The sequence below is a fragment of the Cedecea sp. B1(4) genome, from assembly GCF_059414925.1.
Window position 1 is genome coordinate 293,722 of sequence record NZ_JCAHMZ010000007.1, and the last position, 20,533, is coordinate 314,254.

The following is a 20,533-nucleotide window of genomic DNA, read 5'->3' on the forward strand; positions in this document are numbered from 1 at the left end:
CACCATGCCGCGAAAAATTATCGTCGTCACCGCCGCCTACGGCCGCGACCGCCTTGCCGCTCTCGGTGGCCAGCAGGCGGTGCTACCGATCATTGCTGAAGCAGGGGCCGACGGCGTCGAAATCCGCCGCGAACTGTTTACCGCTGCACAGCTGGATTTTCTGTCGACCGTGGCCGGAGAAATTACGCAGCACGGGCTCGAGGCCTGCTATTCCGCCCCGGAACCGCTTTTCACAGGCGATGGCAAGCTAAACTCGCTAATCCCGTCGCTTCTGCAGGAAGCCCACCAGCTAAACGCCCGCTGGCTGAAGCTCTCTCTCGGGCAGTTCAACACCGCCCGGGCATTCGACACGCTAAAACAGTGGCTCAGCGAAAGTCCCGTTGCACTGGTGGTGGAAAACGACCAAACCGACAGCGGCAAACTTGCCCCGATGCAGCGCTTTCAGGCCGCCTGCGGCGTTCACAATCTGCCGGTGACGCTCACCTTCGATATGGCCAACTGGCTGTGGGTGGACGACTCTCCGCAGCTGGCAGCCCGCGCGCTGGCGCCTTCCGTAAGCTATATCCACGTCAAAACAGCGGTCGCCCAGCATAACCGCTACCGCGCTGTGGCGCTGGATGACGCCAGTTCAGACTGGAAAGGGCTGTTGAATATGCTGCCGCCAGATGCCCCACGCGGCATTGAGTTTCCGCTGGAAGGGCGAGACCTGGTCGCGGTTACCCGGCATTACGTCAATCTTTTACGCGAGGAATAACCATGCATCAGCTGGATGTCATCACGATAGGTGAAGCGATGGCGATGTTTGTCGCCTGCGAAACCGGCGACCTTGCCGCCGCCGAACATTTTGTGAAACGCGCGGCTGGCGCGGAGTTAAATGTCGCCACGGGGCTGGCTCGCCTGGGCCTGAAGGTGGGCTGGGTAAGCCGCGTAGGCAACGACTCTTTTGGCCGCTACGTGCTGCAACAGCTAGCGAAAGAAAACATCGACAGCCGCGGAGTGACGGTCGATGAGCAGTACCGCACCGGTTTTCAGCTCAAATCCAAAGTCGAAGATGGAACCGATCCCATTGTGGAGTATTTCCGTAAAAATTCCGCCGCCAGCCACCTGTCGGTCGCCGATTTTAACGCGGAGTACTTCCTCCCGGCTCGCCATCTGCACCTAAGCGGCGTGGCGGCTGCGCTCTCAGATACGTCCCTGGCGTTGCTGAATCACGCAGCTAAGATCATGAGAAAAAAAGGAAAAACCATTTCCTTCGATCCAAATCTGCGCCCGGTGCTGTGGCGCAGCGAAGCCGAAATGGTGAAACAGCTTAATCACCTGGCATTCCAAGCCGACTGGGTGCTGCCCGGTGTGAAGGAAGGCATTGTGCTTACCGGTCAAAATACACCGGAAGGAATCGCCGATTTTTATCTGCACCAGGGCGTGAAGGTTGTGGTGCTAAAAACTGGCGCAGACGGCGCCTGGTATAAAACCGCAGACGGCGAGAAAGGCGCAGTCGCGGCGGTAAAAGTAGAGAATGTTGTGGACACCGTGGGGGCCGGAGATGGCTTTGCGGTCGGGGTAATAAGCGCCCTGCTGGAAGGGAAGTCTTTGCATCAGGCAGTCAGCCGGGGTAACAAAATCGGCTCACTGGCAATACAGGTCATCGGTGACAGCGAAGGGCTACCCACCCGAAGCGCACTGGGCGAATAAACCCGACTCCCTCGCTCTGTACCCTACATACAAAGCGAGACGGTTAACCTCAAGATAGAGGCACTTTCATGAAAAACCCGACAATCGCGCCAAAGCGCTGGTGGTACATCATGCCTATCGTGTTTATCACGTATAGCCTGGCTTACCTCGACCGCGCCAATTTCAGCTTCGCTTCCGCCGCGGGCATCAACGACGACCTCGGCATCACCAAAGGCATTTCATCGTTGCTGGGGGCGCTGTTTTTCCTTGGCTATTTCTTCTTCCAGATCCCCGGGGCGATGTATGCCGAGCGCCGCAGCGTACGCAAACTGATCTTCGTCTGTCTGATTCTGTGGGGCGGCTGCGCCTCACTGACCGGTGTGGTGAGCAACATTCCAATGCTGGCCGCCATCCGCTTTGTCCTCGGCGTGGTTGAGGCAGCGGTGATGCCGGCAATGCTGATTTATATCAGCAACTGGTTTACCAAATCCGAACGTTCCCGCGCCAATACCTTCCTGATCCTCGGCAACCCGGTCACCGTGCTCTGGATGTCGGTCGTTTCCGGCTACCTGATTCAGGCCTTAGGCTGGCGCGAAATGTTTATCATCGAAGGGATCCCGGCGATTATCTGGGCGTTTGCCTGGTGGGTGCTGGTAAAAGATAAACCAGCCCAGGTGGGTTGGCTGTCCGACAGTGAAAAATCCGCCCTGCAGGCTCAGCTACAGAAAGAGCAGGCAGGCATCAAAGCCGTGCGTAACTACAGTGAAGCCTTCCGGTCACGTAACGTGGTTATTCTGTGCATGCAGTATTTTGCATGGAGCATCGGCGTGTACGGTTTCGTGCTGTGGCTGCCGTCCATTATCCGCAGTGCGGGCGCGTCAGGCATGGGAATGGTGGAGGTCGGCTGGCTCTCTTCCGTGCCTTATCTGGCCGCGACCATCGCGATGATCGCCGTCTCATGGGCATCGGACAAAATGCAAAACCGGAAGCTGTTTGTCTGGCCGCTACTGCTGATTGGTGCGCTGGCATTCCTCGGTTCATGGCTGGTCGGCGCCAACCATTTCTGGGTGTCTTATACGCTGCTGGTGATTGCCGGCGCGGCCATGTACGCCCCTTATGGCCCCTTCTTTGCCATTATCCCGGAGATGCTGCCGAAGAACGTTGCCGGCGGCGCAATGGCATTAATTAACAGCATGGGCGCGCTGGGTTCCTTCGTCGGCTCCTGGTTTGTGGGCTACCTGAACGGGGCCACCGGCAGCCCGGCAGCGTCCTATATCTTTATGGGGCTGGCGCTGCTCGCCTCGGTATGGCTTACTCTGATTGTGAAGCCTGCTAACCATCAACAAATTCCGTCCGGCGTACATCACGCCTGACCCCGCGCCGGGCGCTCTGTCGCCCGGTTCGCGTTTAACCGAAAACGGAGAATCTCATGAAGCCGTCCGTCATCCTCTACAAGGCGCTGCCTGACAACCTGCTGTCCCGGCTTGAAAGCCACTTTACCGTCACCCAGCTTGACGACATCAGCCCGGAAACCGTAAAGGAAAACGTGGCGCTGTTTGCCAATGCGGAAGGCATTTTAGGGTCTGGCGGCAAAGTTGACGCTGCGTTTCTCGCGAATACGCCAAAGCTGCGCGCGGCTTCTACCGTGTCTGTCGGCTACGATAACTTCAACGTGGACGCCCTGAACGAACGCGGCGTTGTTCTGATGCACACCCCGACGGTACTGACCGAAACCGTCGCCGACACCGCTATGGCGCTGATCCTGTCCAGCGCACGCCGCGTGGTGGAAGTCGCCGAGCGCGTGAAGGTCGGCGAATGGCAAAGCAGTATTGGCGCTGACTGGTTTGGTATCGATGTGCATCATAAAACGCTCGGTATTCTGGGCATGGGGCGCATCGGCCTGGCGCTGGCTCAGCGTGCGCACTTCGGCTTCAGTATGCCAATTCTGTACAACGCCCGCCGCCATCATAAGGAAGCGGAAGAGCGCTTTAACGCCCGCTACTGCGACCTGGACACCCTTCTGGCCGAGTCTGACTTCGTTTGTATTCTGCTGCCGCTCAGCGACGAAACCCGCCACCTGATTGGCGCAGAACAAATTGCGAAAATGAAGTCTTCCGCCATTTTAATCAACGTCGGGCGCGGCCCGGTGGTGGACGAGAAAGCGCTGATTCAGGCGCTGGAAGAGGGAAAGATTCACGCTGCCGGACTGGATGTCTTCGAACAAGAACCCCTGCCGCTGGAGTCTCCGCTGCTCGGCATGCCGAATGTGGTCGCCCTGCCGCACATCGGCTCCGCTACCCATGAAACCCGCTACGGCATGGCAGAATGCGCGGTGGAAAACCTGATTACCGCGTTAACCGGCAAAGTGGAAGTGAACTGTGTGAATCCGCAGGTACTGAAATAGTTCGGTTTCTTTGCCCATAAAAAAAGCGGAGTCGCCGTTAAGCGCTCCGCTTTTTCTTAAGCCATAAAACTTACTGCGTAGCAGTCTGCGCTGCGGCCCAGGCCTGAGTAAATGCCTGGTGCTGAGCGGACAGCGGGCCAATCAGCGAGTTGTACTGGCTTGCCTGCTGGGAAGTCGGGAACTGAATCCCGCCGTTAGCAAAGCCAACTTGCGTTCCCTGCTGCGCGATAAAATCACCCACCTGCACCAGCTGCTGGGTCAGGGTCTGCGCGGCTGGGATCAGCGGCGCCATGGCGTTCGCCGGGCCGGTGACGACTTTCTGGTAAACCTGATAGTAAACAGTTTTCAGATCGTCAGGCTGCTTCAGCGCTGCAAGCGCACCGTCGGCCTGCATCTTGGCATTCTGAACCTGCTGACCCAAAACGTTCAGCGAGCCGTTAGCCTGGCGCAGCGCGTCGCGCTGGGTCATGTAATCCTGCGGAGCACGAATGCTGTTCACGCTATCCACAACCGGCTTCATGCCTTCGTCCATGGCCTGGCTAACCTGCTGGGAGAAGCCGTACAGAATGGCGTAGTCAGAGACCAGCGGGCCAAACTGTTTTTTCTGATCGGACGTCAGCGTCGGCAGGCGGTCGCCGCTACGCATAGCCGTATTTTGCAGAAAATCGATGAACGCCTTACGCTGATCGCCTTCTTTATCGAAGCAACCACTCAGGCTCACCACCATTAATAACGCCGCCAGCGGCGCAAACCAGCGAGACCAGGACTTACCTGTCGCCATCATTTCTACTCCTGTCACCAATGCACTACCTGGCAAATTGCCACCCAATAACGATGCTAAGAATAGTCCAACCGCCCTTCGCAAGATACCCTTTCGCAACAATCTCTTTCCGCTCTGAGCAAGCTTTGCCTCTCTGCCTGAACTTTGGCAAGGCACTGGCTGAGGAATAACAAAGACCTTCTACTTAGCAAGGTTTAGTCATGCAGAGTAAATAATAAAGCGGCCGCTAATCTGGCCGCTTATGCAAACACATCCTCGTCCAGGACCAATATCAGAAACTGTAGCTGGCGCTGACAAAACTCAGCGTGGCCACTTTCTTTGCAACAATTGGGCTGTCGGCGGCATCACCCACTAAGGCGGTGACTCCCGCCCCCGCCTGTAGCGCAATATTTTGGGTCCATTCATAATTTAGCGCTGCGGTCAGCGTGACATCCTTAAAACCACTGCCTGGTCGCCAGGTAGAAAAGGCCGTGCGCTGCGCCTGCTCGGGAGTCACGCCAAAATAGCCGCGTTGATAGCCGCTGTTTGCCCATGTTGTGGAGAGATTGGTTTGCAGAGAGAACTGATCGTTAAGAGGCGTTACGGTGCCAACCCCCAGTTCAGCCAGTAAAGTGCGGCCTAAATCCTCTCCGCCATAATGCCTTTTCTTCGTCGCCTGCAGCACCTTTACATAGCTGCGGAAGGGATCCAACAGATAGCTTAGCTCCACGCCCGCCTGCAAAGCGCCCCCCAGGTCGCCCATGCCCTTAAGCGTTCTGTCTTTGCCATCAAGCGTATTAATAACTTCATCCCGGCCTGAGTCATAATCAAGCAAGAGCGCCACGCCAAAAGGCTCATCCAGCGGCAGCGCCCAACTAAGGCCATTATTCCCAAGACTCACGCTGCCCCAGCTTCCGTGACTGTAGCCGATGCTCAAATCGTAAAGCGCCGTTGGCCGGTATTTATCCGCCCCCTGATAAGCCGGCGCAAACGCGACGCCGCCGCCAACGGTTAAATAAGCTTTTCCATCTTCAGCCTGGGCTAATACAGGAAATAAAAGGGATAAAGCAAATGCCGAGATTGCCAGAGATTTTTTCAAAATTAAGTTCCTTTATTTAAAACCACGGTTAGGTATTAAGGAATTGAAATCATTGAATTAATGGTAAATGTTAAAAACATATCTTTTTATATTCAGACACCGCAAAATACAACGTATAGCACTGACAGTGAAACGCAGGATAAATAAACGACAGTAAAACAAAATAGACAATTAATTCATTAGACATCTAATTAATAACGGCCGATCTAATTTTATTTAGTTTTGTACCGCATCAGCGGATGAGTTATTTTTTAATGTGAGTACATTAGGCATGTCCAGCAAAATTTTATCTTTGCCCGCTGCGGCCAACACCTCTGCTCCAGGCATGATGTCATAAACCGCATAACTATTTACATATTTATACTAAAAGCCTGCATCTATGACTTTTCAAGCGCTTACTTCGACTGCGTATTCAGCTGAAACGCATAAGCATTTTTTGCAGCACGTTTAGCCACTAGCGTGATCCCACGCACGCTTTAAATCCAGCTACAGTTAATAGGCTTCTTTGCGTTCACGTTCTCGCTGTGTGATTTATGAGGAGTTCTCAATGGAATATAAAGATCCAATGATTGAGCTGCTTAGCAGTCTTGAGCAGATTGTTTTTAAAGATAATCAGGCCGTTAGCCTGAGTCAGAAACCCAGCGCCTTCTCGGAGTTTGAGCAGCTACGTAAAAGTACCGGACTAAAAATCGATGATTTTGCTCAGGTGATGGGGGTTAGCGTAACGATGGTGCAGGAATGGGAGTCCAGACGACTCAAGCCCTCCATCACCGAACTGAAATTAATGCGTCTGATTCAGGCCAACCCAGGCCTTAGTAAACAGTTAATCAGTTAGAAAACCGCTGTACCGCAAGAAAACAACCCCGCCATGACGCGGGGTTTGTCATTAAGAAGCCACCGTCTTAGCTCCTGTTTCTGACAACATCGTGGTGGGTACTAAAGAAAATCAGCGCCTGCTGCCAAAATCACTGTCCTCGCTCACCCCGTGAATCATCCGGGTTACCTCTTCGCAACGATGAATTTTTCCAGCCAGTAAGGTAAATCGGGCAAACACTTCGAATTCACTCCATTCAGTCTCATTTTTCTCGACCTTTACATAGTGCTGGGTAAATACGGTGTCTCCTTCCCCAACGGCGGCCTTAACTGTCAGATGCATTTTTTGGGTCTGCACTTTTAGCGCGCTCATATGATTAATGAAGTCATCATAGCTCAGTGATTTGCCATCGACGATTTGCCGGTAATCCGCAGCAAAGTACTGTGCAATTTTTTGTTCATCATGCTCGGGGCTACAAATAATTTCCTGTAATGCGTCAATGACGCTCTGGTTTTGCGATTTCATAGAAAACTCCTTTTGTTGGAGTCCCCAGTCTACAAAGCATCAATAACTGTATAATATCCGCATCAAGACAACTTTTACGGCTAATCAGCCATATGATAAAAACACAAAAAATTGATTATTTGCGTCAACACTCAACGCCCTGGCACAAACATACCTCGGGACAGCTTTATTGGCTTGAGCAGGGCGTGATGGTGATTGAAACGCTACAGGCGCAGTGGCACGTTACCGCCGGCACGCTGGGTTGGTTTCCCACCGGAATAGAGCACCGGGCCTGGTTTCCGGGCAACGTCAAAGGAAGCAGCCTTTATCTCTCTGCAGCCTCCTGCACCTTATTCCCACCTGAACCGGGGATTTATGGGGCCGACCATTTTGTGTTTGCGCTGCTGGCGCGTTTAGAACTTAATGTTAACCAACCCCTGTCATCTGATTATTTATGTACCCTTCTCACGCTCTTGAGCCATGAAATAAAGCAGCTCCCACAATGGCCTCTCGAGCTCACTTTGCCTTCGGATCGCCGGGCGCGTAACGTTGCAGAGGAATTATTGAGACATCCCGCCACCAGGCTCGATCAGGCGCAGCTTGCTCAGCAATGGGGACTAAGCGTCAGAAATCTCAGCCGTTTGTTCAATCAGCAAACCGGGTTAAGTTTCAGCCAGTGGCGGCAACAGGCGAAAATAGTGTCCTCACTCCAGTGGATAACTTCGGGTTTACCCATCAGTGAAGTCGCCGAGCGAAGCGGCTACAGCAATATCAGCGCTTACATAGAGGCGTTTCGGTTGAGATTTGGCAAGACGCCCGGACAATTTAAAGTGTCATCCTGCCAGCCGTCAGCAGGATGAATCATGCCTATTCGCGGAGGGTGGAATCGGAAGTCCTGTACCTTCGGAAACCACCCCCGGAGTCTCTTCGCTCAGCACTGGCAATGAAAAAATCAGAACGTTTCCCAGTTTGCATCAGAGGCTGAGGCCGCTTGCGGTTTCAACGTCGCTGGCTGCGGGCGAAGTTTTTCCTGCACCACCTCCACACGGCGTCCGCCGGATTGCTGGAGCTGGAAAACCGCCACCGCCAGGCGTAGCTCACTCGCCTGGTCTTCCAAAGCCGCAGCGGCAGAAGCGGACTCTTCCACCAGCGAGGCGTTCTGCTGGGTCACGCTATCCATCTCAGATACCGCCTGCGCCACCTGTTCAATGCCTTTGCTTTGCTCTTCAGAGGCCGACGCAATTTCGCCCATGATGTCAGTCACGCGGGTGACCGCCGAGACGATCTCTTTCATGGTCGCGCCCGCCTCTCGCACCTGGCTGGAACCGGTATCAATGCGCGACACCGAGTTTTCAATCAGCACTTTAATCTCTTTCGCCGCCTGTGCGCTGCGGCTAGCCAGCGTTCTGACTTCTCCCGCAACCACGGCAAATCCACGCCCTTGCTCACCCGCACGTGCGGCTTCTACCGCGGCGTTCAGCGCCAGAATGTTGGTCTGGAAAGCAATGCTGTCGATAACGCTGGTGATATCCACGATTTTGCCAGAGCTTTCGGCGATTTCGTTCATCGTGCTGACCACGCTATCCACCACGCGCCCGCCTTTTTGCGCGGTTTCGGAGGCGTTTTTCGCCAGACCGGTGGCCTGACGAGCGTTATCGGTGTTCTGCTTCACGGTCGCGGTCAGTTGCTCCATGCTGGCCGCCGTCTCCTCCAGCGCCGCCGCCTGCTGCTCGGTGCGGGAAGAAAGATCGCTGCTGCCGGCAGAGATTTCGCTGGCGCCGGTGTAAATAGAATCCGCATTGTCACGCACCACGCTCACGGTCTTCGCCAGCGACTGCTGCATGGATTTAAGCCCGGCAGACAGGCGGCTCATTTCGCTGCGCCCTTCGGCGTCGATCGCGCGGGTTAAATCCCCCTCGGAGATCGCCTGAATATGCCCCATCACGTTTTTCAGCGGACGCAGCAGCACGCGCTGCAGGCCCAGCCAGATAACCACCAGCGCGGCGATCACAATCAGTAAAATAGTGCCCAACGTCCAGAGCATACCGGTGTAGCTGCTTTGATTATGTTCGCTGGCAGCCTTCAACAGCCGGGTGTTCTGCGTCAGCCACTGGCCGTAAACGGCTTTGAAGTCGTCCTGAGCCTGCTGGGCATCGAGGTTGCCATAAGCCTGGTAGTTATCGGCCTTCAGGAACTGAATAGACTGGGCCATGACGTCGTGCATTTGCTTGAAGCTGGCCGCCGCTTTGTCGTCGAGGGCTTTATCCTGCCCCGGCACATCGTCGGAATCCATGTAGCTGGAAAACTGCTTTTGCGCGTCGGCCAGCAGCACACCGGCATTCGTTAGTAGCTTGTTCATCGCCTCCAGCGAGGCAGGATCGCGCTGATTTTTCAGCACGCGAATCGCCACGCGGTTGATGGTGACGCGAGTTTCAACCAGCGTCTGGAAGCTGCCGCCAAGCTGCTGCTGCTGGTAGTTCAGCAGGCCGGTATTCTGGAAGTTAAGGCGATCGCTGCTGACGGAGGAGTAGTACAGAGCCCCGGTCACCAGCAAGAGCACGCTGAAGATCCCCAGCGTAGTGACAATTCCGGTGATAACTTTGATATTTTTCATAGCGCCCAACGTTCCTGAGGTAATGGCCGATATGAGATATATCGGTTCGGCGCAGATTTCCCTTACCGCCTCTGACGCGACTTTTTGTTAATCCATTGATATTTGAAAGTAAAAAAATTAATAAAAAAACCCGCCGAAGCGGGTTTTGGGATTTCGTCACTCCACAAGGCAATTACTGCAGCAGAGAGATGTCCGCCACCTGCAGGAACAGCTCGCGCAGCTTGGTCAGCAGCGTCAGACGGTTAATACGCAGATCTTTATCTTCTGCGTTTACCATCACTTTGTCGAAGAACTCATCCACCGGCTCGCGCAGGTTCGCCAGCTCTTCCAGGGCTTCCTGGTAACGGCCTTCGGCGAAGTACGGCTGTAGCTTATCGCGCAGCACGACAACGTTCGTCGCCAGGCGAATTTCTTCGGCTTCTTTCAGCACGGTGGCCTGCACGGTGTCGTTCAGCACTTCGTCAGACTTGGCAAGAATGTTGGAAACACGCTTGTTAGCCGCCGCCAGAGACGCCGCCGCTTCCAGAGTACGGAAGTGGGAAACCGCCTTCATGCGAGCATCGAAATCAGCCGGTTTGGTAGGACGACGCGCCAGTACCGCCTGGATGGTGTCAACCGCGTGGCCTTCTTCCTGATACCAGGTGCGGAAGCGACCCAGCATAAAGTCGATAACCTCATCCACCACGTTGGTGTTGGTCAGCTTGCTGCCGTAGAGGCGAACCGCTTCTTCGGTCAAGGTCTGCAGATCCAGCGGCAGGTTTTTCTCGACGATAATACGCAGCACGCCCAGCGCGGCACGGCGCAGCGCAAACGGATCTTTATCGCCTTTCGGATGCTGACCAATGCCGAAGATGCCCGCAAGGGTGTCCATCTTGTCGGCAATCGCTACCGCACAGGCTACAAGGTTAGACGGCAGAGCGTCGCCCGCAAAGCGTGGCTGGTACTGCTCGTTCAGCGCAACCGCAACGTCTTCTGCTTCGCCGTCGTGGCGCGCGTAGTGCATGCCCATCACGCCCTGGGTGTCGGTAAACTCGAACACCATGTTGGTCATCAGGTCGCACTTGGACAACAGGCCTGCACGGGTCGCGTGGTTCACGTCGGCACCAATCTGGCCCGCAATCCAGCCGGAAAGGGCTTCGATACGGTTGGTTTTGTCGCGCAGGGTGCCCAGCTCTTTCTGGAACAGCACGGTTTCCAGACGCGGCAGATTGTCTTCCAGGCGCTTTTTGCGGTCGGTATTGAAGAAGAACTCGGCATCTGCCAGGCGCGGGCGCACCACCTTCTCGTTACCGGAGATGATCTGCACCGGGTCTTTGGACTCGATGTTCGCCACGAAGATGAAGTTCGGCAGCAGTTTGCCGTCGGCGGCGTAGACCGGGAAGTACTTCTGGTCACCCTTCATGGTGTAAACCAGCGCTTCAGCAGGCACGGCCAGGAATTTCTCTTCGAACTTCGCGGTCAGCACCACCGGCCATTCCACCAGCGAGGTGACTTCTTCCAGCAGGCTTTCGCTCAGGTCAGCCTGGCCGCCGATTTTACGGGCGGCTTCTTCGGCGTCACGTTTGATGACGGCTTTACGCGCTTCGTAATCGGCAATGACCTTCCCGCGCTCCAGCAGGATCTGCGGGTACTGGTCGGCATTGTCGATGGTGAACTCCGGCTCGCCCATAAAGCGATGGCCGCGAATGACGCGGGCGGACTGAATGCCCAGAATAGTGGCAGGGATCAGTTCGTCACCCAGCAGCAGCGTCACGGTATGAATCGGACGCACGAACTGGATATCGGACGCGCCCCAGCGCATCAGCTTAGGAATCGGCAGCTTCGCCAGAGAAGTGGCGATCATGTTTGGCAGCAGAGCCTGCACGCTTTCGCCCTTGACGTGGGCGCGGTACATCAGCCACTCACCTTTGTCGGTAGCCAGACGCTCGGCCTGGTCAACGGTGATCCCACAGCCACGAGCCCAGCCTTCGGCGGCTTTGCTTGCTTTACCTTCGGCATCGAACGCCGCAGACACCGCAGGGCCGCGTTTTTCGACTTCGCGATCCGGCTGTGAAGCCGCCAGATTTGCGATTTTCAACGCCAGGCGACGCGGGGCAGCAAACCATTTTACTTCGCCGTGGGCGATATTGGCCGCATCCAGCTCGGCGGTAACGTTGGCAGCGAAGGATTCAGCCAGGCTGCGTAGGGCTTTTGGTGGCAGCTCTTCAGTGCCGATCTCCACCAGAAAAGTTTTTTCAGACATGGCGGCCTCTTAGTTTTTCTTATTGCACATCGGGAAGCCAAGCGCTTCACGAGAAGCGTAGTAGGCTTCGGCCACGGCTTTGGTCAGGGTGCGAATGCGCAAAATGTAGCGCTGGCGCTCGGTCACGGAAATGGCCTTGCGCGCATCCAGCAGGTTAAAGCTGTGAGCGGCTTTCAGAATACGTTCGTAGGCCGGGAGCGGCAGCGGATTTTCCAGCGCCAGCAGCTGCTGCGCTTCTTTCTCGTACTGCTCGAAGCAGGTGAACAGGAAGTCCACGTCGGCGTATTCGAAGTTATAGGTGGACTGCTCCACTTCGTTCTGGTGGAACACGTCGCCGTAGGTGGTTTTCCCCAGCGGGCCGTCGCTCCACACGAGGTCGTAAACGCTGTCTACGCCCTGAATGTACATGGCCAGGCGCTCTAAACCGTAGGTGATTTCGCCGGTTACCGGCTTACACTCGAGGCCGCCAACCTGCTGGAAGTAGGTAAACTGCGTCACTTCCATACCGTTGAGCCAGACTTCCCAGCCCAGGCCCCACGCGCCAAGCGTTGGGTTTTCCCAGTTATCTTCCACGAAACGAATGTCATGGATCTCCGGATCCATACCCAGCTCTTTCAGCGACCCGAGGTACAGCTCCTGAATGTTGTCCGGAGAAGGCTTAATCACTACCTGGAACTGGTAGTAGTGCTGTAAACGGTTCGGGTTTTCGCCGTAGCGGCCATCGGTAGGACGGCGGGACGGCTGCACATAAGCGGTGGCCATTGGCTCCGGCCCTAAGGCACGCAGGCAGGTCATCGGGTGAGAGGTGCCTGCGCCCACTTCCATGTCCAAAGGTTGAACAATGGTGCAGCCCTGGCGAGCCCAGTAGTCCTGTAAAGTCAGGATCAGGCCTTGAAAGGTCTTGGTATCAAACTTTTGCATGTTGAATTCGCACGCGTTCGGTGGATTTAAGAGAAGCGGCCAGTATATACGCAAACGCGGTCGAGTTGTATCAACACGGCAACGGAACGGCCGTGAGGGAGAAAGGCGTCAGGTTGTTGCGCGTTGGTTGAGGTTTTCGCGGCTGGAAAGGTGTGAAAATTGACCGCTTTCGTCAAACGAACAGGTAAAACCCTCTTTGCGGGCGGTGCTGCCCATCATTTCGTAGCTGGCCTGATACTGCTTAAAATCTGACAGATTAATACGCTGCGGCTGGGTGTTGTAGCGATAAGCGGCCTGATTTTTACAGGCAAGCTCCATCGCTTCGGTGTGAACCACCGGGCGCAACTTCTGCGCGGCCTGGCCTTCCTGCGGCGTAGAACTGCAGGCACTGAGCATTAACGCCAGAAAAGCGGTTAAGAGGAGCCTATTTTTTCTTTCTGCCATCATCATTCGCTACCAGTACGTTAAACTCGGTTTCTTATATCAACTCCTCGTGCAGCAGGCATTTTGCGAAGCCGCCACGGGGATAGCAAGATGCGCCGGGTAAACTCAGACATTTCCGGACACGGGTAAGCAAGCGGGTTCAGAGGGACGAATGCAGCAAAAAATAAACTGGATAGATAACCTTCGGGGCATCGCCTGCCTGATGGTGGTCATGATCCACACCACAACCTGGTACATCACGAATCCACACACTGTCACCGCGTTCAGTTGGGACTTTTCAAACGTTCTGAACTCGGCTTCTCGCGTCAGCGTCCCGCTGTTTTTCATGATTTCCGGCTACCTGTTTTTTGGTGAACGCAGCGCGCAGCAGCGCCACTTTCTACGGATAGCCAGCTGCCTGCTGTTTTATAGCGCCATTGCGCTGCTGTATATCTGGCTGTTTACCCCCATCAGCACAGGCCTTGCACTACGCTACATCCTGGTCAAGCCGGTGTTCTACCACCTGTGGTTTTTCTTCGCGATTATGGTGATTTACCTGCTTTCACCGCTGATACAGGTGAAGAAAGTCAGTGCCGTGACAATTTTGGGGCTGATGGTGCTGCTCGGCGTGGTGGCCAACCCCAACACTGTGCCGCAGACGGTGGGCAATATGCGCTGGCTGCCCGTTAACCTCTACATCAACGGCGACACCTTTTATTACGTGCTTTATGGGCTGCTTGGCCGGGCGATTGGGATGCTCGAAACCCAAAGAAAAGGCGTCAGCGGCCTGGCAGGCGGCCTGTTTGTGATTTGCGTCATCTCCATTGCACTGGGCACTCATCGGCAGTTGGAAATCAACAAAAACTTCGCCGAAACCTTTTACGTCTACTGCGGCCCGCTGGTGTTTATCGCCGCCATCAGCCTGCTGGTCGTCGCCAAAAACTGCCTGAACCAGCGCCCGCTGCCGGGCCTGACGTTTATCTCACGCTACTCGCTGGGTATTTATGGGTTTCATGCGCTGATTATCCATTACCTGCGTACCCATAATATCGAGCTGACCCACTGGCCAGTGCTGGATATTCTGTGGATCTTCGGCGCGACGCTGGCGGGCAGCCTGCTGCTGGCCGTTGGGCTGGGAAAACTCGACCGCAAAAAGCTGGTGAGCTAAGCGTCGCGGCTGCGGCCTCTGGCCCGATGAAGCTGGCGCGGAGAGGAAAACCCGGCGGCGCTGGCGGCCTGTTCCATACGCTGCCCCTGCTGCAGCCGCTGTTCCGCCACCGCCAGCCGGAGCTGTTCCAGGTAGTCGCGCACGGAAATGCCCAGGTGATGCTGAAAAAGGCGGGATAAATGTCGGGGGCTGACGTGAACCCGGTTAGCAATTTCCGGGATCGGCCAGGCAGCCTCAGGTGCAGCCGAAAGCAGATCCTGCGCGCGATGCACCGCCGGGTGAATGTGGTTCCGGTAGCGAAGCCAGGGCGAAAGCTGCGGGTCGTCTCCTGAACGGCGGAACCAGACCACCATCTCTCTGGCAACATCGAGTGCCATCCGTGGGCCGCAGTAGCGGTTAACCAAATGCAAAGCGAGATCGATCCCCGATGTAATCCCTGCGCTGGTCCATATACCGCGATCTTCCACAAAAATGCGGTTATCTTTAACCTGCGCGCCCGGCGCAGCGGCTTTCAGTCTTTCAAGCACGTCATGGTGCGTTGTGCACTGAATGCCGTGCATCAAACCCGCACGGGCTGCCAGCAGCGCCCCGGAACAAACGCACATCAGATTAAGCTGCTGGCTGTGGATTTGCGGCTGCAGCCGGGTTAACCAACGGCGGACTTCTTCCGCCTGCGGCGTGGAAAAAAAGCGGTTTGAATCGCATACACCGGGCAGCACCAGCAGACTCCCGGCGGGAAGGGTCTCAGGTAACGGCTGAATACCGCTGAACGTCAGGCCGATAGAGGTTTCGACCTCAGGGTCCGGGCCAATGTAGTGCAGATCAAACGCGCGCCTCGCCAGCATCAGCGTTTCCGCCGGGCCGCTCAGATCGAGGGACAAAACCCCTGGCAGCACCACAAACCAGACCCCTACACTCATTCCAGCGACTCCAGGCACTCGGCTACGGTTTGAATTTCGGCGAACCGCCCTGCCAGCACGGTTTCTGTGCGGTGCCGCAGGGTGGCGGCGTCCAGCGTAACGCCTTTCCAGGTCATCGGGAAGGTCAGCATCGCCTCGCTAACAAAAGAAATCCGGTAGCCCAGGTCGGAGGCCACCCGCGCAGTGGTTTCGCAGCATTGTTCGGTGCGAATCCCACAGATAATCAGGTGGTTGATGTCTCGGGCACGGAGCCAATGATCCAGCCCGGTACCGGTCAATGCGTTGTGGACGTGTTTCTGGAAACTGACCGCAGGCTGATGGCGTAAAAATGGCATCGGCGTAACAAACCCGGAGGCCAGCGAAAAGACATCGTCTTCATCCACATGGAAGATATCCACCACCGGCACGCCTTTCTGCTGGCAGCCTGCAATGAGTGCTAGCATCGCCTGTTGGAACGCCGGGACATCATCCTCCCGCCAATAATCCCGGTGAAAGAAAGACTGCTGGGTATCAATATTGATCAGCGCTGTACGTGACATTTTCGGACTCCTTGTTAGTGAGGTTAAAACCATTCTGACAAGGGATTTCACGGTTGCTAATACCAAAAACGGACAGGATAGTGTTGGTTTGAGACGATGAACGGCTCGCTGTACGTCCGGCATCTTCTTCAACCGCAATTTGTACCCTTACCCTCTCCCTGGAAGGGAGAGGAAATAAACACGATTTCCCATAGCTTTTGTTTTCTCCCTCTCCCCTCTGGGGAGAGGGCTGGGGTGAGGGGAAAATGAACACGACACTCAGGACATCAGCGGCAGCAGCTGCTGATAAATCTGGTTAAAGACCTGGCGCCGCCCGGCATAGCGCTGGTGGCGAGCCAAATCAGGCTGATGCCTTTGCTCCAGCGGCGGCTGAGGTAACAGAGTCTGTAAAGACTGGCCCGGTGAGAGCGCGATTTGCGCCAGGCGCGCCGCCCCAAGCGCGGGCCCAACGTCGCCGCCGGTGCGGTAATCCAGCACCTGGCCGCTAATATCCGCCAGCATTTGCCGCCAGTACGGGCTACGTGCGCCGCCGCCAATCAGCGTGACGCTGTCCGGCGTAATGCCACATTCGTGCACAACGTCCATGCCGTCCGCCAGCGCGTAGCCCACACCTTCCAGCACCGCGCGGGCAAGCTCGGCGGGGCCGTGCTGATGGGTCAGACCAAAAAAGGTACCTTTAGCTTGCGGGTTATTATGCGGAGTACGCTCCCCGGAAAGATAAGGCAAGAACCAAACCACGCCGGCGTCCTGATTTGCCTGTTCCGCCGCCGCCAGTAGAGCCGGTACGCTGCCGAGGCCAGTGAGTTTAGCCGCCCAGTCAAGGCAGGAGGCCGCACTGAGCATCACCGACATCAAATGCCAGCGGTTAGGTAACGCATGGCAAAAACTGTGTACTGCACTTTCCGGCCTGCTACGGAAACCGTCGCTGACGGCAAAGTAAACCCCGGATGTCCCGAGCGATAGCATTGCCTGTCCGGCATCAACCATGCCGACACCAATAGCCCCTGCGGCATTGTCGCCCCCGCCAGCCACAACGGGCACAGCAGGCATTTTCCAGGCATCTGCAACTTCTCGCGTTAGTACACCGGTTATTTCACTGCCCTCAAACAATTCAGGCATGTGCCGCCGGGAAAGACGGCAGGCGTCGAGCATCGTGTCACTCCAGTCGCGCTTCGCGACATCCAGCCACATCGTGCCTGCCGCATCGGACATGTCGCTGGCGAATTCTCCGGTCATTCTCAGACGCAGATAATCCTTCGGCAGCAGCACGTTATTAATTTGCGCAAAGATCTCAGGCTCATGACGCTCGACCCACAAAAGCTTAGGCGCGGTAAAGCCGGGCATCATCAGGTTGCCGGTGATCGCTCTTGCCTCTTCTACGTTGCTCTCCAGCAACGCACATTCCTCTCCGCTGCGGCCATCGTTCCAAAGGATAGCCGGGCGGAGTACGCGCTGTTTGCTGTCCAGCAACGTTGCCCCATGCATCTGACCCGCAAGCCCAATCGCCTTTACACCGCTGAGTGCATGTTTCACGCCCAACGCCCGCATTGCACGGTCCGTTGCCTGCCACCAGTGTTCGGGATCTTGCTCGGACCACAGGGAATGAGGCCGGGATACAGTCAGCGGCTCGCTGCATGTAGCCATCACCTCACCTGCTTCACTGAGCAGGATCGCCTTCACGCCTGAGGTGCCAAGATCGATGCCGATATACATGGTAGCTCCTTAATATCGCGCCGCTTTTCAGCGGCGCAGGCAAGTTTAGTTATCGAACAAATAGTGATTAATCAGGTTTTCCAGCCGCTCCTGATGTCCGCTTTGATGCTGCGGGGCCAGCTTGTGCTGCTCAGCGTACTGCGCCAGCTGCGTGAGCGATATCTGCCCTTTAAGAATTTGCTGGCCCAGCTCACTATTCCACCCGGCGTAGCGTTTGGCGACACGTTTATCAAGCTCGCCGTCTTCAACCATGCGGGCAGCCACTTTCAGCGCCAGCGCCATCGTATCCATGGCGCCGATATGACCATAAAACAGGTCATATTTGTCGGTACTCTGGCGGCGCACTTTGGCGTCAAAGTTCAGGCCACCGGTCGTGAACCCGCCAGCTTTCAGGATCTCATACATCACCAGCGCATTTTCCTCGACGCTGTTCGGGAACTGATCGGTATCCCAGCCCAGCTGCGGATCGCCCCGGTTAGCATCCACCGAGCCAAAAATACCCAGTGCAATCGCGCTGGCGATTTCGTGGTGGAATGAGTGACCGGCGAGCGTCGCGTGGTTAGCCTCAATGTTAACCTTTATCTCTTTTTCGAGACCAAACTGCTTCAGGAAGCCGTAGACCGTCGCCACGTCGTAATCGTACTGATGCTTGGTCGGTTCCTGCGGCTTCGGTTCGATAAGCAACGTGCCACGGAAGCCGATTTTATGCTTGTGCTCAACGACCATTTGCATAAATCGCCCGATTTGCTCGCGCTCCTGCCGCAGGTCGGTATTCAGCAGGGTTTCATACCCTTCACGCCCGCCCCATAGCACATAGTTTTCCCCGCCCAGTTGATGCGTGGCGTTCATTGCCGTCACGACTTGCGTCGCCGCCCAGGTAAACACTTCGAGATCGGGATTCGTTGCCGCCCCAGCCCCGTAGCGGGGGTGGGTAAAGCAGTTAGCCGTGCCCCACAGCAGCTTCACGCCGCTGTCCTGCTGTTTTTGCGCCAGGACTTCCGTCATCTGTGCAAAATTGTTCAGGTATTCCTTAAGCGACGAGCCTTCAGGCGACACGTCAACATCATGAAAACAGTAATACGGCACGCCCAGTTTCTGGAAAAACTCAAACGCCACGTCGGCCTTGCGCTTCGCAAGCACCATCGCGTCTCCGGCCTGCTGCCACGGGCGTTCGAAAGCACCCACGCCGAACATATCCGCGCCCGTCCAGCAGAATGTGTGCCAGTAGCAGGCCGCAAAACGCAGGTGCTCTTCCATGCGTTTTCCAAGAATTAATGCATCCGGATTGTAGTGACGAAACGCCAGTGGGTTGGTGGTTTTAGGGCCTTCAAAACGCACGCGGTCGAGTTGGTCGAAATAAGCTTGCATAGTTAACTCCGTCATCAGAAAACTGCGGCAGGATAGCTGGTCAGCTCATCCTGAGTTTTCCCTGACGGTTGCTCAATTACGTTATTTCACTCTGGGATTGAGAGAATACTCAAATGTGCGTCACCTCGCAAAAAACGAATAAAATAATAAATAAACGTCGCGTAACTGCTTCCATAAATTAGTGCAACAGGCTGGTCATTCAATATGAAATCAGATCGCCATCATAATTTTACGATTAAACAAAAAAACATAACGCGAAGATAAAAATCAGTAATTGAAGCCGCGTCCCGGAGCGATAACAATTCAAACCGTCTGCTGATATGAATCACTCTTTATTCCGATAAGCCACTTTCCCCCTACAGGTAAATAACATGAAGATAAAGAACATCTTAGTTACGCTATGTGCCTCACTTATCCTGACCAGCGTAAGCGGCATCGCAAAAGAAGTGAAAATCGGTATGGCGATTGACGACCTTCGTCTGGAGCGCTGGCAAAAAGATCGCGATATTTTTGTGAAAAAAGCGGAATCGTTGGGGGCGAAAGTTTTTGTGCAGTCCGCTAATGGCAACGAAGAAACCCAGATGTCGCAAATTGAAAATATGATTAACCGCGGCGTTGATGTATTAGTGATTATCCCCTACAACGGCCAGGTATTAAGTAACGTGGTTGCAGAAGCTAAACGCGAAGGCATTAAAGTGCTCGCCTACGACCGCATGATTAATAATGCTGACATTGATTTTTATATTTCTTTCGACAATGAAAAAGTCGGTGAATTACAAGCAAAAAGCATTGTGAGTAAAGTGCCGCAGGGGAATTACTTCTTAATGGGTGGTTCGCCGGTGGATAATAATGCGAAATTATTCCGCGCCGGGCAGATGAAAGTATTAAAGCCTTATATCGACGATGGAAAAATTAAAGTCGTCGGCGATCAGTGGGTTGACGGCTGGCTGCCGGAAAACGCGCTGAAAATTATGGAAAATGCCCTGACCGCGAACAATAACAAGATTGATGCCGTTGTCGCCTCCAACGACGCCACTGCGGGCGGCGCAATTCAGGCGCTTAGCGCGCAGGGGCTGGCGGGGAAAGTGGCTATTTCAGGTCAGGATGCCGATCTCGCGGGCATTAAGCGCATTATTGCTGGCACCCAAACAATGACCGTCTATAAACCTATTACCAAACTGGCAGATACCGCTGCCGAAATTGCCGTCGAGCTGGGTGAAGGTAAAAAACCAGCCGCAGATGCCACATTAAATAATGGCCTGAAAGATGTTCCCTCCCGCCTCCTGACGCCTATTGAGGTGGAAAAAACCAATATCGACAGCACCGTCATTGCCGACGGTTTCCACAAAAAGAGCGATCTGTAGCCACCGGGC

The 20,533-nt window shown here is 55.2% G+C and carries 19 protein-coding genes; 8 read left to right on the forward strand and 11 right to left on the reverse strand.

The window, feature by feature from the left end; all coding sequences use genetic code 11:
* Window positions 1-4 precede the first annotated feature (4 nt).
* The 4 genes from ACR6JA_RS16645 (at window position 5) to ghrB (ending at window position 4,075) form a co-directional block, all read left to right on the forward strand.
* Window positions 5-754, forward strand: coding sequence for a sugar phosphate isomerase/epimerase family protein (locus ACR6JA_RS16645; protein WP_213713521.1), 750 nt, complete (start codon window positions 5-7; stop codon window positions 752-754).
* Between the two features lie 2 nt (window positions 755-756).
* Window positions 757-1,692, forward strand: coding sequence for a sugar kinase (locus ACR6JA_RS16650; RefSeq protein ID WP_213713519.1), 936 nt, complete (start codon window positions 757-759; stop codon window positions 1,690-1,692).
* A gap of 68 nt (window positions 1,693-1,760) precedes the next feature.
* Complete coding sequence (locus tag ACR6JA_RS16655) at window positions 1,761-3,044, forward strand: MFS transporter (protein WP_213713517.1); 1,284 nt, start codon at window positions 1,761-1,763, stop codon at window positions 3,042-3,044.
* Between the two features lie 56 nt (window positions 3,045-3,100).
* Window positions 3,101-4,075 (forward strand): glyoxylate/hydroxypyruvate reductase GhrB, encoded by a 975-nt coding sequence (ghrB, locus tag ACR6JA_RS16660; protein WP_213713515.1) that lies wholly within the window; start codon window positions 3,101-3,103, stop codon window positions 4,073-4,075.
* A 70-nt stretch (window positions 4,076-4,145) separates the two neighbouring features.
* On the opposite strand, the gene ACR6JA_RS16665 is transcribed toward ghrB, so the two are convergent.
* Both ACR6JA_RS16665 and ACR6JA_RS16670 read right to left on the reverse strand, forming a co-directional pair.
* Window positions 4,146-4,856: a DUF3053 domain-containing protein gene (locus ACR6JA_RS16665; RefSeq protein ID WP_039296391.1), complete on the reverse strand. Its 711-nt coding sequence runs from the start codon at window positions 4,854-4,856 to the stop codon at window positions 4,146-4,148.
* A gap of 271 nt (window positions 4,857-5,127) precedes the next feature.
* Window positions 5,128-5,934, reverse strand: coding sequence for a MipA/OmpV family protein (locus ACR6JA_RS16670; protein WP_494494211.1), 807 nt, complete (start codon window positions 5,932-5,934; stop codon window positions 5,128-5,130).
* Window positions 5,935-6,481: 547 nt separating this feature from the next.
* Between ACR6JA_RS16670 and ACR6JA_RS16675 the strand changes: the two genes are divergently transcribed.
* Entirely contained in the window at window positions 6,482-6,769 is a 288-nt protein-coding gene (locus ACR6JA_RS16675; protein ID WP_008457638.1) for an HTH-type transcriptional regulator, read from the forward strand.
* 111 nt (window positions 6,770-6,880) lie between these two features.
* Here the strand turns inward: ACR6JA_RS16675 and ACR6JA_RS16680 are convergent, their stop codons facing one another.
* Complete coding sequence (locus ACR6JA_RS16680; RefSeq protein WP_494494212.1) at window positions 6,881-7,273, reverse strand: nuclear transport factor 2 family protein; 393 nt, start codon at window positions 7,271-7,273, stop codon at window positions 6,881-6,883.
* A gap of 92 nt (window positions 7,274-7,365) precedes the next feature.
* On the opposite strand from ACR6JA_RS16680, the gene ACR6JA_RS16685 reads away from it, so the two are divergent.
* Entirely contained in the window at window positions 7,366-8,112 is a 747-nt protein-coding gene (locus ACR6JA_RS16685) for an AraC family transcriptional regulator (RefSeq protein WP_213713508.1), read from the forward strand.
* A gap of 92 nt (window positions 8,113-8,204) precedes the next feature.
* Here ACR6JA_RS16685 and tcp read toward each other — a convergent pair whose 3' ends face one another.
* The 4 genes from tcp to ACR6JA_RS16705 all read right to left on the reverse strand — a co-directional run bounded on the left by tcp (window position 8,205) and on the right by ACR6JA_RS16705 (window position 13,425).
* A complete protein-coding gene (gene tcp / locus ACR6JA_RS16690; protein ID WP_494494213.1) occupies window positions 8,205-9,866 on the reverse strand; it encodes a methyl-accepting chemotaxis citrate transducer in 1,662 nt (553 codons plus the stop codon).
* A gap of 172 nt (window positions 9,867-10,038) precedes the next feature.
* Window positions 10,039-12,108, reverse strand: coding sequence for a glycine--tRNA ligase subunit beta (glyS, locus tag ACR6JA_RS16695; RefSeq protein ID WP_494494214.1), 2,070 nt, complete (start codon window positions 12,106-12,108; stop codon window positions 10,039-10,041).
* A gap of 9 nt (window positions 12,109-12,117) precedes the next feature.
* Entirely contained in the window at window positions 12,118-13,029 is a 912-nt protein-coding gene (gene glyQ / locus ACR6JA_RS16700) for a glycine--tRNA ligase subunit alpha (protein WP_213713504.1), read from the reverse strand.
* A 108-nt stretch (window positions 13,030-13,137) separates the two neighbouring features.
* On the reverse strand, window positions 13,138-13,425 hold the full coding sequence (locus ACR6JA_RS16705) for a YsaB family lipoprotein (RefSeq protein ID WP_157141404.1): 288 nt from the start codon (window positions 13,423-13,425) through the stop codon (window positions 13,138-13,140).
* A 199-nt stretch (window positions 13,426-13,624) separates the two neighbouring features.
* Here ACR6JA_RS16705 and ACR6JA_RS16710 point away from each other — a divergent pair, with 199 nt between their 5' ends.
* Window positions 13,625-14,620 carry an acyltransferase gene (locus ACR6JA_RS16710; RefSeq protein WP_008457652.1) on the forward strand — a complete coding sequence of 332 codons (996 nt, stop codon included), beginning with the start codon at window positions 13,625-13,627 and terminating at the stop codon, window positions 14,618-14,620.
* Here ACR6JA_RS16710 and ACR6JA_RS16715 read toward each other — a convergent pair.
* The 4 genes from ACR6JA_RS16715 to xylA all read right to left on the reverse strand — a co-directional run bounded on the left by ACR6JA_RS16715 (window position 14,617) and on the right by xylA (window position 19,160).
* The gene (locus ACR6JA_RS16715) at window positions 14,617-15,540 is read right to left on the reverse strand and encodes a GlxA family transcriptional regulator (RefSeq protein ID WP_494494215.1); all 924 of its coding nucleotides are present in this window, start codon (window positions 15,538-15,540) and stop codon (window positions 14,617-14,619) included. The two genes, ACR6JA_RS16710 and ACR6JA_RS16715, sit on opposite strands and share 4 nt — an antisense overlap.
* Window positions 15,537-16,079 (reverse strand): isochorismatase family protein, encoded by a 543-nt coding sequence (locus tag ACR6JA_RS16720; protein ID WP_494494216.1) that lies wholly within the window; start codon window positions 16,077-16,079, stop codon window positions 15,537-15,539. Before ACR6JA_RS16720 ends, ACR6JA_RS16715 begins: the two co-directional genes overlap by 4 nt.
* A gap of 258 nt (window positions 16,080-16,337) precedes the next feature.
* On the reverse strand, window positions 16,338-17,792 hold the full coding sequence (gene xylB / locus ACR6JA_RS16725) for a xylulokinase (RefSeq protein ID WP_213713496.1): 1,455 nt from the start codon (window positions 17,790-17,792) through the stop codon (window positions 16,338-16,340).
* 45 nt (window positions 17,793-17,837) lie between these two features.
* Window positions 17,838-19,160 carry a xylose isomerase gene (gene xylA, locus ACR6JA_RS16730; protein ID WP_494494217.1) on the reverse strand — a complete coding sequence of 441 codons (1,323 nt, stop codon included), beginning with the start codon at window positions 19,158-19,160 and terminating at the stop codon, window positions 17,838-17,840.
* Between the two features lie 371 nt (window positions 19,161-19,531).
* On the opposite strand from xylA, the gene xylF reads away from it, so the two are divergent.
* Window positions 19,532-20,524, forward strand: a complete 993-nt coding sequence (gene xylF / locus ACR6JA_RS16735) for a D-xylose ABC transporter substrate-binding protein (protein WP_213713492.1) — start codon at window positions 19,532-19,534, stop codon at window positions 20,522-20,524.
* Window positions 20,525-20,533 lie beyond the last annotated feature (9 nt).

Coding starts and splice junctions, on each gene's coding strand:
- xylF (WP_213713492.1), top strand. CDS start 19,532: ATGAAGATAAAGAACATCTTAGTTACGCTATGTGCCTCACTTATCCTG.
- ACR6JA_RS16715 (WP_494494215.1), bottom strand. CDS start 15,540: ATGAGTGTAGGGGTCTGGTTTGTGGTGCTGCCAGGGGTTTTGTCCCTC.
- ghrB (WP_213713515.1), top strand. CDS start 3,101: ATGAAGCCGTCCGTCATCCTCTACAAGGCGCTGCCTGACAACCTGCTG.
- tcp (WP_494494213.1), bottom strand. CDS start 9,866: ATGAAAAATATCAAAGTTATCACCGGAATTGTCACTACGCTGGGGATC.
- ACR6JA_RS16645 (WP_213713521.1), top strand. CDS start 5: ATGCCGCGAAAAATTATCGTCGTCACCGCCGCCTACGGCCGCGACCGC.
- ACR6JA_RS16655 (WP_213713517.1), top strand. CDS start 1,761: ATGAAAAACCCGACAATCGCGCCAAAGCGCTGGTGGTACATCATGCCT.
- ACR6JA_RS16720 (WP_494494216.1), bottom strand. CDS start 16,079: ATGTCACGTACAGCGCTGATCAATATTGATACCCAGCAGTCTTTCTTT.
- glyS (WP_494494214.1), bottom strand. CDS start 12,108: ATGTCTGAAAAAACTTTTCTGGTGGAGATCGGCACTGAAGAGCTGCCA.
- ACR6JA_RS16710 (WP_008457652.1), top strand. CDS start 13,625: ATGCAGCAAAAAATAAACTGGATAGATAACCTTCGGGGCATCGCCTGC.
- ACR6JA_RS16680 (WP_494494212.1), bottom strand. CDS start 7,273: ATGAAATCGCAAAACCAGAGCGTCATTGACGCATTACAGGAAATTATT.
- ACR6JA_RS16650 (WP_213713519.1), top strand. CDS start 757: ATGCATCAGCTGGATGTCATCACGATAGGTGAAGCGATGGCGATGTTT.
- ACR6JA_RS16675 (WP_008457638.1), top strand. CDS start 6,482: ATGGAATATAAAGATCCAATGATTGAGCTGCTTAGCAGTCTTGAGCAG.
- xylA (WP_494494217.1), bottom strand. CDS start 19,160: ATGCAAGCTTATTTCGACCAACTCGACCGCGTGCGTTTTGAAGGCCCT.
- ACR6JA_RS16665 (WP_039296391.1), bottom strand. CDS start 4,856: ATGGCGACAGGTAAGTCCTGGTCTCGCTGGTTTGCGCCGCTGGCGGCG.
- xylB (WP_213713496.1), bottom strand. CDS start 17,792: ATGTATATCGGCATCGATCTTGGCACCTCAGGCGTGAAGGCGATCCTG.
- glyQ (WP_213713504.1), bottom strand. CDS start 13,029: ATGCAAAAGTTTGATACCAAGACCTTTCAAGGCCTGATCCTGACTTTA.
- ACR6JA_RS16705 (WP_157141404.1), bottom strand. CDS start 13,425: ATGCTCAGTGCCTGCAGTTCTACGCCGCAGGAAGGCCAGGCCGCGCAG.
- ACR6JA_RS16685 (WP_213713508.1), top strand. CDS start 7,366: ATGATAAAAACACAAAAAATTGATTATTTGCGTCAACACTCAACGCCC.